General features: G+C 59.1%; 16 protein-coding genes. 10 read left to right on the forward strand and 6 right to left on the reverse strand.

Going from position 1 to position 14,683, the window contains the following annotated elements; genetic code table 11:
* Positions 1-13 precede the first annotated feature (13 nt).
* The 6 genes from IEX57_RS03045 (at position 14) to rfaE1 (ending at position 5,131) form a co-directional block, all read left to right on the forward strand.
* Positions 14-298, forward strand: a complete 285-nt coding sequence (locus IEX57_RS03045; RefSeq protein WP_184097507.1) for an integration host factor subunit beta — start codon at positions 14-16, stop codon at positions 296-298.
* 229 nt (positions 299-527) lie between these two features.
* On the forward strand, positions 528-836 hold the full coding sequence (locus IEX57_RS03050; RefSeq protein ID WP_188702172.1) for a LapA family protein: 309 nt from the start codon (positions 528-530) through the stop codon (positions 834-836).
* A gap of 62 nt (positions 837-898) precedes the next feature.
* Positions 899-2,074: a lipopolysaccharide assembly protein LapB gene (gene lapB, locus IEX57_RS03055; RefSeq protein ID WP_188702174.1), complete on the forward strand. Its 1,176-nt coding sequence runs from the start codon at positions 899-901 to the stop codon at positions 2,072-2,074.
* Positions 2,075-2,169: 95 nt separating this feature from the next.
* Positions 2,170-2,868: an orotidine-5'-phosphate decarboxylase gene (gene pyrF / locus IEX57_RS03060; RefSeq protein WP_188702175.1), complete on the forward strand. Its 699-nt coding sequence runs from the start codon at positions 2,170-2,172 to the stop codon at positions 2,866-2,868.
* A gap of 3 nt (positions 2,869-2,871) precedes the next feature.
* Entirely contained in the window at positions 2,872-4,188 is a 1,317-nt protein-coding gene (locus IEX57_RS03065; RefSeq protein WP_188702178.1) for a UDP-glucose dehydrogenase family protein, read from the forward strand.
* Positions 4,166-5,131 (forward strand): D-glycero-beta-D-manno-heptose-7-phosphate kinase, encoded by a 966-nt coding sequence (gene rfaE1, locus IEX57_RS03070; protein ID WP_188702180.1) that lies wholly within the window; start codon positions 4,166-4,168, stop codon positions 5,129-5,131. Before IEX57_RS03065 ends, rfaE1 begins: the two co-directional genes overlap by 23 nt.
* Positions 5,132-5,188: 57 nt before the next feature.
* Here the strand turns inward: rfaE1 and IEX57_RS03075 are convergent, their stop codons facing one another.
* The 6 genes from IEX57_RS03075 to fdxA all read right to left on the reverse strand — a co-directional run bounded on the left by IEX57_RS03075 (position 5,189) and on the right by fdxA (position 9,048).
* Entirely contained in the window at positions 5,189-7,000 is a 1,812-nt protein-coding gene (locus tag IEX57_RS03075; protein ID WP_188702189.1) for a sensor domain-containing diguanylate cyclase, read from the reverse strand.
* Between the two features lie 181 nt (positions 7,001-7,181).
* Positions 7,182-7,631 carry a 50S ribosomal protein L9 gene (rplI, locus tag IEX57_RS03080; protein ID WP_188702190.1) on the reverse strand — a complete coding sequence of 150 codons (450 nt, stop codon included), beginning with the start codon at positions 7,629-7,631 and terminating at the stop codon, positions 7,182-7,184.
* Between the two features lie 16 nt (positions 7,632-7,647).
* Complete coding sequence (gene rpsR / locus IEX57_RS03085; protein WP_184097521.1) at positions 7,648-7,875, reverse strand: 30S ribosomal protein S18; 228 nt, start codon at positions 7,873-7,875, stop codon at positions 7,648-7,650.
* A gap of 12 nt (positions 7,876-7,887) precedes the next feature.
* On the reverse strand, positions 7,888-8,193 hold the full coding sequence (gene priB, locus IEX57_RS03090) for a primosomal replication protein N (protein ID WP_188702192.1): 306 nt from the start codon (positions 8,191-8,193) through the stop codon (positions 7,888-7,890).
* 24 nt (positions 8,194-8,217) lie between these two features.
* On the reverse strand, positions 8,218-8,583 hold the full coding sequence (gene rpsF / locus IEX57_RS03095; RefSeq protein ID WP_188702194.1) for a 30S ribosomal protein S6: 366 nt from the start codon (positions 8,581-8,583) through the stop codon (positions 8,218-8,220).
* A 141-nt stretch (positions 8,584-8,724) separates the two neighbouring features.
* The gene (gene fdxA, locus IEX57_RS03100; protein ID WP_188702196.1) at positions 8,725-9,048 is read right to left on the reverse strand and encodes a ferredoxin FdxA; all 324 of its coding nucleotides are present in this window, start codon (positions 9,046-9,048) and stop codon (positions 8,725-8,727) included.
* A gap of 35 nt (positions 9,049-9,083) precedes the next feature.
* Between fdxA and gluQRS the strand changes: the two genes are divergently transcribed.
* The 4 genes from gluQRS (at position 9,084) to truA (ending at position 14,613) form a co-directional block, all read left to right on the forward strand.
* A complete protein-coding gene (gluQRS, locus tag IEX57_RS03105) occupies positions 9,084-10,187 on the forward strand; it encodes a tRNA glutamyl-Q(34) synthetase GluQRS (RefSeq protein ID WP_229708641.1) in 1,104 nt (367 codons plus the stop codon).
* A gap of 253 nt (positions 10,188-10,440) precedes the next feature.
* Complete coding sequence (locus tag IEX57_RS03110) at positions 10,441-13,164, forward strand: motility hub landmark protein FimV (protein WP_188702198.1); 2,724 nt, start codon at positions 10,441-10,443, stop codon at positions 13,162-13,164.
* Between the two features lie 94 nt (positions 13,165-13,258).
* Positions 13,259-13,834, forward strand: coding sequence for a hypothetical protein (locus IEX57_RS03115; protein ID WP_188702200.1), 576 nt, complete (start codon positions 13,259-13,261; stop codon positions 13,832-13,834).
* Positions 13,831-14,613: a tRNA pseudouridine(38-40) synthase TruA gene (gene truA / locus IEX57_RS03120; RefSeq protein ID WP_188702203.1), complete on the forward strand. Its 783-nt coding sequence runs from the start codon at positions 13,831-13,833 to the stop codon at positions 14,611-14,613. Before IEX57_RS03115 ends, truA begins: the two co-directional genes overlap by 4 nt.
* Positions 14,614-14,683 lie beyond the last annotated feature (70 nt).

Here is a 14,683-nt window from a genome sequence, read left to right on the forward strand (position 1 = left end):
GGAACGCGGCAGCATGACGAAGTCCGAACTCATCTCGAAGCTCACCATGCGCTACCCGCAACTGGTGACGAAAGATGCTGAGTTGGCCGTCAAGACCATTCTCGATGCAATGGGCAAGAGCCTGGCTCAAGGCCAGCGCATCGAGATCCGCGGTTTTGGCAGCTTTGACCTCAACTACCGCCCACCGCGGGTGGGGCGCAATCCGAAATCCGGCACGCGTGTCGAGGTTCCGGAAAAGTTCGTGCCGCACTTCAAGGCTGGCAAGGAATTGCGCGAGCGCGTAGACGAGCTCCTGTAATACCTGGCTTTTATGGCCCGTAATAGAAAACGGCTCCTTCGGGAGCCGTTTTTTTATGCGCAGCGCCTGGCCGCAAAACCGCGTCAGGCAGTGTGGTGCTCTGGCGGCGGCGTAGTGGCAGCAACGGCACTACAAGCCTGAAACAAATACACGGAAATTCCTGACATGGCCCCAATGCCTGAATCGGCTACAATACCGCCATAAATACTCCGGATAGCGTGGAAAAAAGATGCGATATGTTTACGGGCTTATCAAGCTGATCGTGTTCGTGGTCTTGCTGGGTTTTGCCATGCGCAACGGGGATAACACCTCGCTGCGGTTCTTTGCCGGGTACGAATGGACTGCGCCGCTGTCCATGATCCTGCTGGTGTTCTTTGTCGCCGGCGTGGCACTGGGCCTGCTGGCCTCGCTGACCCGCGTGGTGCGCATGCGCCGTGAACTCGTCAGTCTGCGCAAGGAATTGCGCGCGCGCAGCACCGTGGCCCCGGTGGCCACGGCAGAGGCCGTCGCCGTAGAGCCGCCGCGCGATATGCTTTAAGTCACACAGCTTTATTTCCAGAATAATGATAATGCCGGCTCGTACTGGCCAGGTTTAGTCCAATGGTTGATTCACAATACTGGTGGTTGATTGCGTTCCCGGCTTTTTTCGGCCTTGGCTGGCTGGCCGCGCGGATCGACATCAAGCACGTCCTGTCTGAAACCCGCTCCCTGCCTGCGGCATATTTCAAGGGTCTTAACTATTTGCTCAACGGCGAAACCAACCGCGCCGTCGATGTATACGTAGAAGTGGCCCGCCATCACGCAGAAACGGTTGAGCTGCAATTCACCCTGGGTCACTTGTTCCGTCGCCGTGGCGAACTGGAACGCGCCATCCGCATGCACCAGAAATTGCTGGCACGCCCGGAACTGAACGATGCGCAACGCCAGCAGGCCCAGTTTGAGCTGGCGCAGGATTTTATGGCCGCCGGCTTGTATGACCGCGCCGAGGCCATTCTGACCGAGCTGCAGCACACCGATTACGCCCGTCAGGCGCGGACCGAACTGCTGGGCGTTTACCAGCAGGAAAAAGCCTGGCGCAAAGCAATCGAGATCGCCCAGCAGTTGCGCGACGACAGCCATACCTATCAGCACGAAATCGCCCAGTTTCATTGCGAACTGGCAGAGCAAGCCATGGCGCGCTCGCAGCCGGAAGAGGCCCGGGCCGAACTGGAAGCGGCGCTGGTCGCCAATCGCCAGTGCGCCCGCGCGCGTTCCTTGCAGGGCGAGCTGGCCATTCAGGCCGGCAACCCGGAGGCGGCCATTGAATTCTGGCTGGCCATTGAATCGCAAGATCCGGACTATCTGGCGCTGGTGGCCCGACCGTTGCTGGCGGCGTACGACGCGACCGGCCGTGGCGATGAAGGCACCAATCTGTTGACCCGTTTGCTGAGCCAGTACCCCGAGCTGGACGTGCTGGAGCTCTTGTATGAGCGCATCATGTCCAAGAGCGGCATGGATGAAGCCTACGCGTTTATCCGCGATCGCCTGCGCAATCACCCGACCATGCCGGGGTTGCGCCGCGTGCTGGAAACGCACTTGCTGATCGCACCGGACAACGAAAAGTCGGATCTGGAAATCATTGTGAAATTGCTCAACGAGGCGACCCGTGAGCAATCCATGTATTACTGCAGCCATTGCGGTTTCAAGGCCAGACAATATTTCTGGCATTGCCCGGCGTGTACCAGCTGGGAGTCGTTTGCGCCGGTGCGGGGCAAGCGCAGTCGCAATGCGCAATAAGCCTGGCTGACGGGCAGGGCCGTAGCGTCAGGCTACGGTTTGCCTGTGTGCCGGGCGTAATCATTTGTCATTAGAAACAACAAAGACAGGAACCCATGTCTCAAGACCCAAGAATCGTTGTAGCGCTGGATTACGCGGATGCGGCCTCTGCTTTCGCTTTTGCCGATCGTGTCACGCCGGCGCAGTGTCGCCTGAAAGTTGGCAAGGAACTCTTTACCAGTGCCGGCCCGGCCGTGGTGGAAGGGTTGGTCAAGCGCGGTTTTGATGTTTTCCTGGATCTCAAGTTTCACGACATTCCCAATACCGTGGCGCAGGCTTGCAAGGTCGCTGCGCAGATGGGGGTGTGGATGGTCAACGTGCACGCCTCGGGCGGGCGCAAAATGATGGAAACCACGCGTGAAGCGCTGGAAGCCTTGCCGCAACGCCCGCTGCTGATTGCCGTCACCGTGCTGACCAGCATGGATGCCGCGCAACTGGCCGAAATCGGCCTGCCGGAACCGCATGTGCAGGTTGAGCGCCTGGCGCGCCTGGCCCGCGACAGCGGCCTGGATGGCGTGGTCTGTTCGGCCCAGGAGGCGGCCATGCTCAAGGCCGCGTGTGGTGCGCAATTCAAACTGGTGACCCCGGGGATTCGCCCGGCCGATGCTGCTGCGGATGACCAGAGTCGTGTCATGACGCCCGTGGCAGCCATTGCTGCCGGGGCAGATTACCTTGTCATGGGCCGCCCGATTACGCAGAGCAAAGATCCGTTTGCAACGCTGCAACAGTTCAATCAACAAATCAAGGAAGCCTGATTCATGAAAATCACAGTGGTAGGTACCGGCTACGTTGGCCTGGTCACGGGGGCTTGCCTTGCAGAGTACGGCAACGATGTGGTCTGTCTCGATCTGGATCAACGCAAGATCGACATGCTGCGTGCTGGCGGCATTCCCATTTTCGAGCCGGGCCTCGATGACATCGTCGCCCGCAACGTGCAGGCCGGTCGCCTGCGCTTTACCACCGACATCAATGAATCGGTTGCGCACGGCACGGTGCAGTTCATCGCCGTTGGTACGCCGCCCGATGAAGATGGCTCGGCCGACCTGCAATACGTACTGGCCGCTGCCCGCAACATCGGTCGTGCCATGACTGAATACAAGGTCATTGTCGACAAGTCGACGGTGCCGGTTGGCACGGCTGACAAAGTCAAGGCGGCCGTGGCGGAAGAACTGGAAAAGCGTGGTGAGAAGATCGAGTTTTCGGTGGCATCCAACCCGGAATTCCTGAAAGAAGGCGCTGCAATTGAAGACTTCATGCGCCCGGATCGCATTGTGGTCGGTGCCGAAGACGACCGCGCCATCCGCATCATGCGCACCATTTACCAGCCGTTCCAGCGCAACCACGAACGCATGCTGGTCATGGATATCCGCTCTGCCGAACTGACCAAATACGCCGCCAACGCCATGCTGGCCACGCGGATTTCGTTCATGAACGAACTGGCCAACCTGGCTGAAAAACTGGGTGCCGATATCGAACTGGTGCGTAAAGGCATTGGCTCTGACCCGCGCATTGGTTACAGCTTTTTGTACCCGGGCGCAGGTTACGGCGGCTCGTGTTTTCCCAAGGATGTGAAGGCGCTGTGCAAGACCGCCAACGAATACGGGATGACGCTGCAAGTGCTGGAAGCCGTTGAAGAAGTCAACGACGTGCAAAAGAGCCTGCTGGTCAAGAAAGTGACCAAGCGCTTTGGCGAAGACCTCAAGGGTCGCCATTTTGCCGTGTGGGGCCTGGCATTCAAGCCCAAGACCGATGACATGCGCGAAGCGCCAAGCCTTGTGGTGATCGAAGGCTTGCTGGCGCGCGGCGCCACGGTCAGCGCGTTTGACCCGGTGGCCATCCACGAAGCGCAACGCATCCTGGGTGACAAGATCACTTATGGCAATACGCTGATGGACGTCCTGGATAACGCCGACGCATTATTGATCGTGACTGAATGGAAGGAATTCCAGGTGCCGGATTTTGCCGGTATCAAGGCACGTCTGAAACAGCCTGTGGTGATCGACGGTCGTAACCTGTTCGACCCGGCAATTGTTCGCGATAACGGATTTGAATATGACGCAATCGGTCGTCTCTGATGCAGCAGTAGACCACGCCCACCTGCGTGAGGTCATGCGCCACGCGCGGGTGCTGGTGGTGGGTGATGTCATGCTGGACCGCTACTGGTTTGGCGATGTAAAGCGCATTTCGCCGGAAGCGCCGGTGCCGGTAGCGCATATCCGCAAAACGGAAGAGCGCGCCGGTGGTGCGGCCAACGTGGCCCGCAATATCGCTGCGCTGGGCGGCAAAGCCACCTTGCTGGGCGTGGTGGGTCAGGATGAGGCGGGTGACACGCTGGAGCGCCTGATGCACGAGGATGGCGTCAGCACGTCGCTGTATCGCGATCCCAATATCGCCACCACCGTGAAGTTGCGTGTGCTGGCGCGCCAGCAGCAATTGTTGCGCATTGATTTTGAAGAATCGCCCGGCTACGAAATCCTCGCCTCCAAGCTTGATGACTTCTGCCGCATGCTGCCGGATCACGATGTTGTGATCCTGTCGGACTACGGCAAGGGTGGCCTGCACCATGTGTTCGACATGATTGCTGCGGCACGCAATGCCGGCAAGCCGGTGCTGATCGACCCGAAGGGTGACGATTACTCCCGCTACCGTGGTGCCACGTTGCTGACGCCCAATCGCTCTGAGTTCCGTCAGGTGGCGGGTGACTGGCGCGATGAGGCAGACCTCGTCGCCAAGGCGCAATCCATGCGTGAGCAGCTTGATCTGGATGCGCTGCTGGTCACGCGCAGCGAAGAGGGTATGACGCTGTTCCGCAAGCAGGGCGTGGCGCATATGCCGACCGTGGCGCGTGAAGTGTTTGATGTCTCTGGCGCTGGCGATACGGTTATCGGCACACTGGGGCTGATGCTGGCCGCCGGGCAGGAACTGCCGGATGCCATGCTGTGGGCCAACCGGGCTGCCGGCATTGTGGTGGGCAAACTGGGTACGGCGGTCTGCAATCCGGATGAACTGTTCATCTGATTGCCACCGGGTGTTCCAGACAAAAAAAGGACGGCTAAAGCCGTCCTTTTTTCATGATCAAGCCCCGGTGGCCGGGCCTGCGTCAGAAGGTACAGGGGATTCGACCTCCACCCGGTTCTTGCCTGCTTTCTTGGCGCGGTACATTGCCGCATCGGCGCGATCAATCGCCTTGTTGCCCGGTTCGCCTTGCTGCAGCAGTGTAACGCCCGCGCTGAAGGTGATCAGCACCTTTTCGTTGTTGTGCAGGAAAAAACGCCGGGTCAGTTCGCGCTGCAGGCGCATCATGGCCAGTGCAGCCTCTTGCAGCGGCGTATCCGGCAGCAGCAGTACAAATTCTTCACCGCCATAGCGGGCAATGCGGTCGGTCGGGCGTAGCAGGGCTTTGACCACGGCGACGAGGTGAATCAGGGCTTTATCGCCCGCGCTATGACCTTTGCTGTCGTTCAGGCGCTTGAAGTCGTCCAGATCCAGCAAGACCAGCGCCAATGGGTTGCCGCTACGCTGCGCGCGGGCGGTTTCGACCAGAATGCTTTCTTCCAGACCACGCCGGTTCAACGCCCCGGTCAGTTGATCCTCGCGGATTTTCTCGCTGACCGCGCGCAATTCGCCTTCCAGCTGATTCACGCGGGATTGCGCTTCTTCTGCCTGGGCCCGTGCCTCCAGTAGTTCGTCGCGCGTGCGCACCACGTCCAGCTGCATGGAGCGCGTATCCTGGGTTAGGTTGTCCAGCACGGTTTTCAGGTCGGCCAGATTGTTGCTGCGTTCGATCTGGTCGCTATACAAGCTGATACGTGACTGGTACTGATCCGTGCTGTCGGCAATGGTGCCCAGCCGGTCAATAAACGAAGTCAGCACCGATTTGAGCGACGTTTGCGCCTCACGCAGGCCCTGCTTGAGCACGCTTTGCTTGTAGATCACCTCTTTGAGGCCGGCTTCTGCGTCATAGATCAGCCGCATATCCAGCGGCTGCGACATGATGTTCTGGATGACCGCAATCTGGCCGTGCACCCATTCTTCATCAACAATGATTTCGCTGATATTGTCGGTCAGCAGGCGCAGCAGATTGAGCAGGCCATCACACAGGCGCTCTTCCTGATCGTTGGTGAGTTCAAGCTTGATCCAGAACTTTTTCAGGCGCGGGATGAATTTGCGCAGGTCGTTCTCGGTCTGCACGCCTTCCGCTTCGCGGGCCAGCGCGGAGGCATCAATGGCAAGGTCGGGGTAGTGGGTGAGGCGTGCCGCCAGGCCCAGATCCAGCGCTTGCGCCAGCGATTCGCGCCATTCTTCCCAGTGTCCCAGCCCGCTGTCGCCGCTGGCAGAGTCGATCTCTGCAGCAATGGCGCCGGCAGGCAGGGTTTCTTCAACGGTATCGGAGGTGGAGGTGGTCTCGGACCAGGCGCGGACCAGAGCATCCAGTTTTTCGTTCAGCGCGGCCGGGTCATTACCGAAGTTGATCAGGACTTTTTCAAACGAATCCTGCTTGCGGGTGGCCGGGTAGGCCGGGTTGCGCAGGTCCCACTGGCGGATGAATTCACGCAGCAGTTCGGCCCAGCTGCGGCTCAGGCGGGTCTGGCCACCTTGCAGATCGACGCAGCGGAAAATCAGTTCAGGTGCGCGTTCCCAGTCACCCGCGCGGATGGCGCGTTTGAACTGATCCAGATTGCGCAAGAGTTCCGGCGACTGGCGCGGCAACTCGGCAATGCGTTCTTCCAGCAGGCGCGCCAGCGGGTGCAGGCGCTGCTCTTCGGGCGTTCCCGCAATGCTGTGATAGATTTCTTCGTAGTGATCAGGCGTCGGGGCGATCCGGCGTATGGCCAGCTGCTTGAGCGTTTCCCGGGCAATGTCGGTTGGATTGATACTTGAGCTCATGCGGGCGCTGTCCTTCGGGTGCCGGGGCAGATAAGGGTCTCATTATAATGAGCGGCGTGGGGTTTGGTACGCCTCAAATGTGACCAATCCACAGAATGGTACATGTGGGCGACAGACGCAAAAAAGGGAAGCCTGAGCTTCCCTTTTTTTCTTGCTGTTCCCGCCGCGGCGGGCAAGCAGATTATTGCTCGCCAACAACCACAACCTGGGCTTCAACCACGACATCGTGGTGCAGCGCCAGATCGACGTTGTATTCACCGATGGCCTTGAAGGCGCCATTCGGCAGACGAACTTCAAACTTCTTGACCGGGTGGCCAGCAGCGGTGAAGGCTTCAGCGATGTCGCTGTTGCCAACGGAACCGAACAGACGACCGTCAACACCAGCCTTTTGAGCGATGGTGATGGAAACGCCTTGCAGCTTCTCGGCACGGGCTTGAGCGCCAACCAGGATTTCGGCTTGCGCCTTTTCCAGGTCTGCACGGCGTGCTTCGAATTCTTTCAGGTTGGCTTCGGTGGCGCGCTTGGCTTTGCCTTGCGGGATCAGGAAGTTACGGGCGAAGCCGTCTTTAACCTTGACCACGTCACCCAGGTTACCCAGGTTAGCTACTTTTTCGAGCAGAATGATTTGCATGTTCTAATTCCCCGACTTAGTGCAGGTCGGTGTACGGCAGCAGCGCGAGCAGACGAGCGCGCTTGATGGCAGCCGACAGTTGACGTTGGTACTTGGCCTTGGTGCCGGTAATGCGGGCCGGGATGATCTTGCCGTTTTCAGCGATGAAATCTTTCAGGAGCGCGATGTCCTTGTAGTCGATTTCCTTGATGCCTTCGGCGGTGAAGCGGCAGAATTTCTTCCGCTTGAAGAGATGGCGAGACATGGTATCTATCCTTTAATTCAACAATTCGTACTGTTCGATTTGCAACACGAGCCGGCGGCGGAACTTTTGTCCCATGCTGACCAGAAATCCGGCCACTTTGAGTTCCTGACCTGGTTTCAACTTGCTTAGCGCCTGTGCGACAGGGCCTGTGGCCCTGGCCGGTGCTTCCAGCGTAATCCGCCTTGGCACTTCGTTTTCCAGCTGTTCCGATTCATGCAGGAGAACAAACTCCAGAACCGGAATGCCAGCCGGGGTGACGCGTAAAGCTTGTTGTTCGATCAGGGTTCCATAAAGCAGGACCCGGTTGCTTTTCGTCACGTCGTTGTAGGCAAAAGTGCCGGCTTAGACAGCCTGGCCTTCTTGAGCCGGAGCGGCCAACGACTTGGACTTCTCTTCCTTCATCATCGGGGAAGCTTCAGTCACTGCGTGTTCCATCTTGGTGGTCAGATGGCGCAGTACGGCGTCGTTGAACTTGAAGGCGTGTTCGAGTTCGTCCAGGGTTTCCTGACCGATCTCAACGTTCAACAGAACGTAGTGAGCCTTGTGGATCTTCTGGATCGGGTAAGCCAGTTGGCGGCGGCCCCAGTCTTCCAGACGATGGATCGTGCCATTGCCTTGAGCGATGAGGGACTTGTAGCGCTCGATCATTGCGGGCACTTGCTCGCTTTGATCCGGGTGCACGATGAATACAATTTCATAGTGTCGCATGTGTGCTCCTTGCGGTTTATAACAGCCTGCCAGGTGCGACGCCGGTCAGGCAAGGGGTGAACTTGCAACTATAAACGAAAAACCCGGCGTAACGCAAGCTGCGCCGCCGGGTTGTTGACAGTGTTGCGTGCTGATGGTGGCTTAGCGCTCAATCTGGTCGAGCTTGCCCGTCACGCCAGCCCAGGTTTCGTGGTCCGGCAGCGGGTCTTTCTTTTCAACGATCGGGGTCCAGGATCTGGACAGCTCGGCGTTCAGCGCGATGTACTCTTGCATGTCGGCCGGCACGTCGTCTTCAGCGTAGATGGCCTCAACCGGGCATTCGGCTACGCACAGGGTACAGTCAATGCACTCGTCCGGATCAATCACCAGAAAGTTCGGGCCTTCGCGAAAGCAGTCAACCGGGCAGACGTCCACGCAGTCGGTGTACTTGCACTTCACACAGGCGTCGGTGACAACATAGGTCATGGCGTTTCCTTTTAGAGATCGGAGCGGGTAGGCAATTGGTTCCGGCGCGCTGTTGCGGGCCGAGTGGTGATATAAACTGTCACCATTTTATAACAAGCAGCGCTCAGGCAGAACTATTCCGGTGTAATTGCTTTGGTTCTGGTGGGCGCGTGGTGTGTTGTATATCGATGAAATCTGTTGAAAATCCGGCTTCTGCAGTCACTCAGGTGGGCGCTGACAAAACTGCAACGCCTTATCGCGGGCGTTTTGCACCCAGCCCCACGGGCGTGCTCCATGCGGGTTCTTTGCTGGCGGCGCTGGCCAGCTATCTGGATGCGCGTGCGGCAGGCGGCGAGTGGCTGGTGCGCATGGAAGATCTGGACCGTCCGCGCTGCGTACCTGGCGCTGCCGACGAGATTTTGCGCCAGCTGGAAAGCTGGGGCATGCACTGGGATGGCGAGATTGTTTATCAAAGCCGGCGTGATGAGGTTTACAGCGCGGCATTGCAGCAATTGCAGCAAACCGGTCGTGTTTACCCGTGTTCCTGTACCCGGCGCGAGATCGCCAGTGTGGCGCATGCCGGGGTGGATGGCCCGGTTTATCCGGGCACCTGCCGGCATGGTCTGAAAGCGGGTGCAACGGCGCGGGCATGGCGTATCAATACAGAAGAAATCGCGCCGGTTTGCTATACCGACCGGATACAAGGACTGCAGTGTCAGACGTTGTCTGCCGACGTTGGTGATTTCGTATTGAAGCGTGCCGACGGATTGTTTGCCTATCAATTGGCAGTGGTGGTGGATGATGCGTTGCAGGGAATAACGCATATCGTTCGCGGCGCTGATCTGCTTGATTCGACCCCCCGTCAGCGATATTTGCAGACTTTACTTAATTGCCCGTCTCCTGAATATGCGCATATTCCGGTGCTGGTCAATTCGGCTGGCGAAAAGTTGAGCAAGCAGACGCAAGCACCCGCGGTTGCGGTAGAAAAAAATCCGGTTCCGGTATTGTGGCGCGCACTCGGGTTGCTGGGTCAGCAGCCAGACAAGATGCTGCTTGATGCATCCCGGGATGAATTCTGGGCTTGGGCAGTGGCCAATTGGAAATTACCTGCAGTGCCCGTCGGACGGGGCATTCAAACCGATGGCCGGCAGTACAGGTAAATCATCTGTTGCCTGAAAAATAACAATCCACTTTTTAAATTTGACAATTCTTATTGAATTAGCGATTTTTCGCATAATCCACAACATATAATCGATGTAACCGTTGGGCCGCCTTGCGCTTTTTTGGGCGTGGGTGTTATGTTCGCGGCCCGGAATTCGTGAAATTGCCGACACCGTTGTGTGTCGGTTTACGTGAAAGAAATTGGGGGAAGCTGTGCCTATCAAACCTGGAGTCAAAGCCTGCGTGCTGGCAATGATGCTTGCAGCGCCGTGGAGTGTTCATGCGGCGGGGCTGGGACGTTTGAATGTCTTGTCCGGTCTGGGACAGCCATTCCGCGGGGAAATCGATCTGGTTGCCGTGCAACCGGAAGAGGCGGATTCGCTGGTCGTGAGCCTTGCTCCGCCTGATGCTTATGGCGCTGCGCAAGTGCCGTACCCGTCGTCCTCACTGGGTCTGCGTTTCAATATCGACAAGCGCCCCAATGGTCAGTACTTCGTGACCATTACCTCCAGTCAGGCTGTCAGCGAGCCAGTGCTCGAACTGCTGGTTGATCTGAACTGGGCTTCGGGCCGCATCCAGCGCGAATACACTGCGCTGATCGATCCGGTTGGTTATGGCAGCAACAATAACAACGTGAATGCCACTGGCAGCACCGCACCGCGTGCCTTGCCCGGTGCCATTACCCCGGCCCGTCCGGTTGCTGCGCCGTCGGCTCGCCGTGGCCACAAGGGTCACGCGGCTGCATCGGCCCCCGCAGCCCAGCCGGCTGAAAAAGCCGCAGCTGCTGCGCCGGCCCCGTCGGCAGGCGCCCAGGCAGGTGTGGATAGCTACACCGTCAAGTCTGGCGATACGCTGTCGAGCATTGCCCATCAAGTGCAGCCTGACGGTGTGAGCCTGGATCAGGTGCTGGTTGCCCTGTATCGCAATAACGCCGATGCCTTCAATGGCAACATGAATCGCCTCAAGCGCGGCAAGATTCTGCAGATTCCGTCTGCAGAGCAGATGAACCAGTTGTCTCGCGCTGAAGCTTCGAAAGAAATCCATCTGCAATCGCAGAACTGGCATTCCTATCGCCAGAAAGTGGCAGAAAATGCCGCGGCCAATCCGGCTGAAGACACCACCCAGAATCAAGGCACCAGCGGCAAGATTGGCGCCAAGGTGGAAGACAAGGGTGCGGCATCCGGTCAGCCCAACAAAGATGTACTGAAGCTGTCCAATGGTGCCAAGGCAGGTAATGCCGGCACGGGCGGCAGCAGCGAAGAAGAAAAGATCGCCCATGACAAGGCGCTCAAGGATGCGCAGAGCCGCGTCGACGCGCTGCAAAAGAATGTGAAGGACATGAAGGGCGTGCTGGCCATGCAGGGCAAGGCTGCCTCGCAAGCCGCCACCCCGACACCCGCGCCGACTCCGGCCCCGACGCAAGCACCGGCAGCTGCTGCTTCTGAAGCAGCATCCGCACCGGTTGCGGCCGTTGCCTCGGAAGCCAGTGCTGCTGCCAGCGAACCGGCCGCCGCGCCCGTTGCTGCCAGCAAGCCGCGTCACCATGTGGTGCCGGTTGCCCCGGCACCGGCGCCAGAGCCGTCCTTCTTTGACTCGCTGATGGATAACCCGCTGATCCCGGGTGCAGGCCTGCTGGTGCTGCTGCTGGGTGCGGGCGCGTTTGTCTACAACCGTCGCCGCAAAAAGCCGGCCGCGTTTGACGACAGCATCATCACCGGTGGCGATCTGAAGCCGAACACCGTACTGGGTCAGACCGGCGGTGCGGTCATCAGCACGCAGCCGACCGAAAACTCCTTCCTGACCGATTTCAGCCGTCAGGGTCTGGGCACCATCGATACCGATGAGGTCGATCCGATCGCGGAAGCCGAGGTGTACATGGCCTACGGTCGTGACGCCCAGGCTGAAGAAATCCTCAAGGACGCGCTGGCCAAAGATCCGTCCCGTAACGAGATTCGTCTGAAGCTGCTGGAAATCCACGCCGCACGCAAAGACAAGACCTCGTTCGAGGAAATCGCCTCTGAGTTGTATGCCAGCCAGGGTGGCCGTGGTCCGGTGTGGGAACAAGCTGCGTATATCGGCCACAACCTTGATCCGGAAAATCCGCTGTACCTGCGCACCGAAAGTGCCGCTCGTGCCGCTGAAAACCATGCGCCTGCCGTGAGCGGTGGCGCTGTGGCCGGTATCGCTGCAGCGGGTGCTGCAGTGGCGGGTCTGGCTGCGGCAGAAGCCGTGCATCATCACGAAGAGCCGAAAGACAATCTGGACTTCGATCTGGGTCTGGATGCCGCAGCGCCGGCACCGGCTGCCCAGCCGGTTGCGGAAGCCGCGCCAATGATCGATCCGCTGGCGGATCTTGATCTGGGTCTGGATGCACCAGCCCCGGCACCGGTTGAAGCTGCACCGGCCCATGAGGACCTGGGCTCGTCGCTGGACTTTGATCTGGATTCGTTCAATGCCCCGGCGACGGCTGAGCATGCTGGCCCGGTTGAGTCTGCCGTGGCTGATCTGGATATCGCCCACGACGAACTGACTGATCTGAGCTTTCCGTCCGAGACGGCAACCGACGAAAGCCTGAGCGCCTCTTTGCCGGAGATGTCGGGTACGGATCTTGATCTGGACCTGCCGGCACTGGAATCGCACGCTCCGGCAGCAGCTTCGCCGGCAGCAGAAGCGGCTGACGACCTGGGTCTGGATTTCAGCTTCGATCTGAACGAAGCCGGCACTGAGCCGACTGCGGCTGCCGCAGCTGAAACGCACGATCTGGACGCCTCGTTTGGCGAGTTGTCTTCGGGCAGTGCCGCTGAATCCAGCGCGGATTTCGGCGCGGATGATCCGGTACAGACCAAGATTGACCTGGCACGTGCTTATATCGACATGGGTGATATCGAAGGCGCCCGCGAGATTTTGCATGAAGCCGAAGCTGAGGGCAGTGCTCAGCAGAAACAGGAAATCCGTGGTCTGTTGAATGGGTTGTAATATCTGCCAGGCAGGTAATGCGTACGGGCGGGGTGGCTGATTGCATCCCGCCAACGCAATACTGTGCTGGATCTGGGTGGCGTGCTGGTTGCAAATGTTGCAGCCCACGCCACTTGTCATTGTGACTGCCGTTCTGGTGGTGGTGACCTTCGCGGTTGAAGCTGCGCGCATGACCCGCATGTTGCGGCGCATGCGCGTGCTGCTGCTGGCTATCTTGCTGGTCTACGGCTGGTCTACGCCGGGCCTGTATCTGTGGTCGGGCGGGTTCTCGCCCACGCGGGAAGGGTTATGGCTGGGGTTTTTGCAGGCAGTGCGCCTTGTCGGTGTGCTGACCAGTCTGCAATGGCTGCTGCGCTCGCTCACGCGGGAGGCCATGTTTGGCGGCATCTATCTGCTGGCGGCGCCGCTGACCCTGCTGGGCGTCAACCGGCAGCGCTGGGCACTGCGCCTGACCCTGACCATGGATTTTGCCGAGCGCTTGCTGGCAGAGCGCCAGGACTGGCGCGCTTTATGGCAGCAAATCTCGCAGCCGCTTGATGCGGTTTCGTTGCAGCCCGTCGCGGTGACCCTGCAAATCCGGCCATTGTCTGCCGGCCAACGCGCATTGCTGCTGCTGTTACTGGCGCTCATCGTGCTAACCTTGCTGTTTTTCCACCAGATCTTCCCGTGAAATACGCTCTTGCCATTGAATATGACGGCCGTGCCTTTGCCGGCTGGCAAATCCAGCCTGACCAGCGCACGGTGCAAGGTGAGGTGGAGGCCGCGGTTTCGCGCATGGCAGGGCACCCGGTGCGCATCCATGCCGCCGGCCGTACTGATGCGGGCGTGCATGCCAGCGGACAGATTGCGCACTTTGATACCGACGCCAGCCGGCCGCTGACGGCCTGGGTGCGTGGCGTGAACAGCTTTTTGCCCGATGGCGTGGCGGTGCGCTGGGCGCAAGTAGTGCCAGATACATTTCACTCGCGCTTTTCTGCCACGGCGCGGCATTACCGCTATCTGTTGCTTAATCATCCGGTACGGCCGGCCTTGTGGGCCGGGCGGGTAGGGTGGATACACAATCCGCTTGATCTGGATGCTTTTCAGCGTGCGGGCGACTTGTTGCTGGGAACGCATGATTTTTCCAGCTTCCGTGCGGCGGAATGTCAGGCCAAAACGCCGATCAAAACCCTGCGCAAGGTAGAATTGACGCAATCTGGCACGTTGCTGGCGATAGATTTTTCGGCTGATGCCTTTTTGCATCACATGGTGCGCAATTTGATGGGCGCCTTGTTGCATGTAGCCAAAGGCAATGAGAAGCCAGAATGGATTCTTCAGGCGCTGGCGTGGCGTGATCGCAGCCTGGCGCCGCCCACCTTCATGCCCGACGGCCTGTATCTGGCCGGGGTGAGTTACCCGGAAGAATACGGGTTGGCCAGCGAGCCCGATCCCCGTTATGGCCTGATCTGACAAAGTTGTTCAGGCAACAAGTTGCAATGTCAGCGACAATCTACCGCTTGATGGACAGGAACCCCGCCGG

Origin of the sequence: Silvimonas iriomotensis, from assembly GCF_014645535.1 — a bacterium.
Lineage (GTDB): Bacteria > Pseudomonadota > Gammaproteobacteria > Burkholderiales > Chitinibacteraceae > Silvimonas > Silvimonas iriomotensis.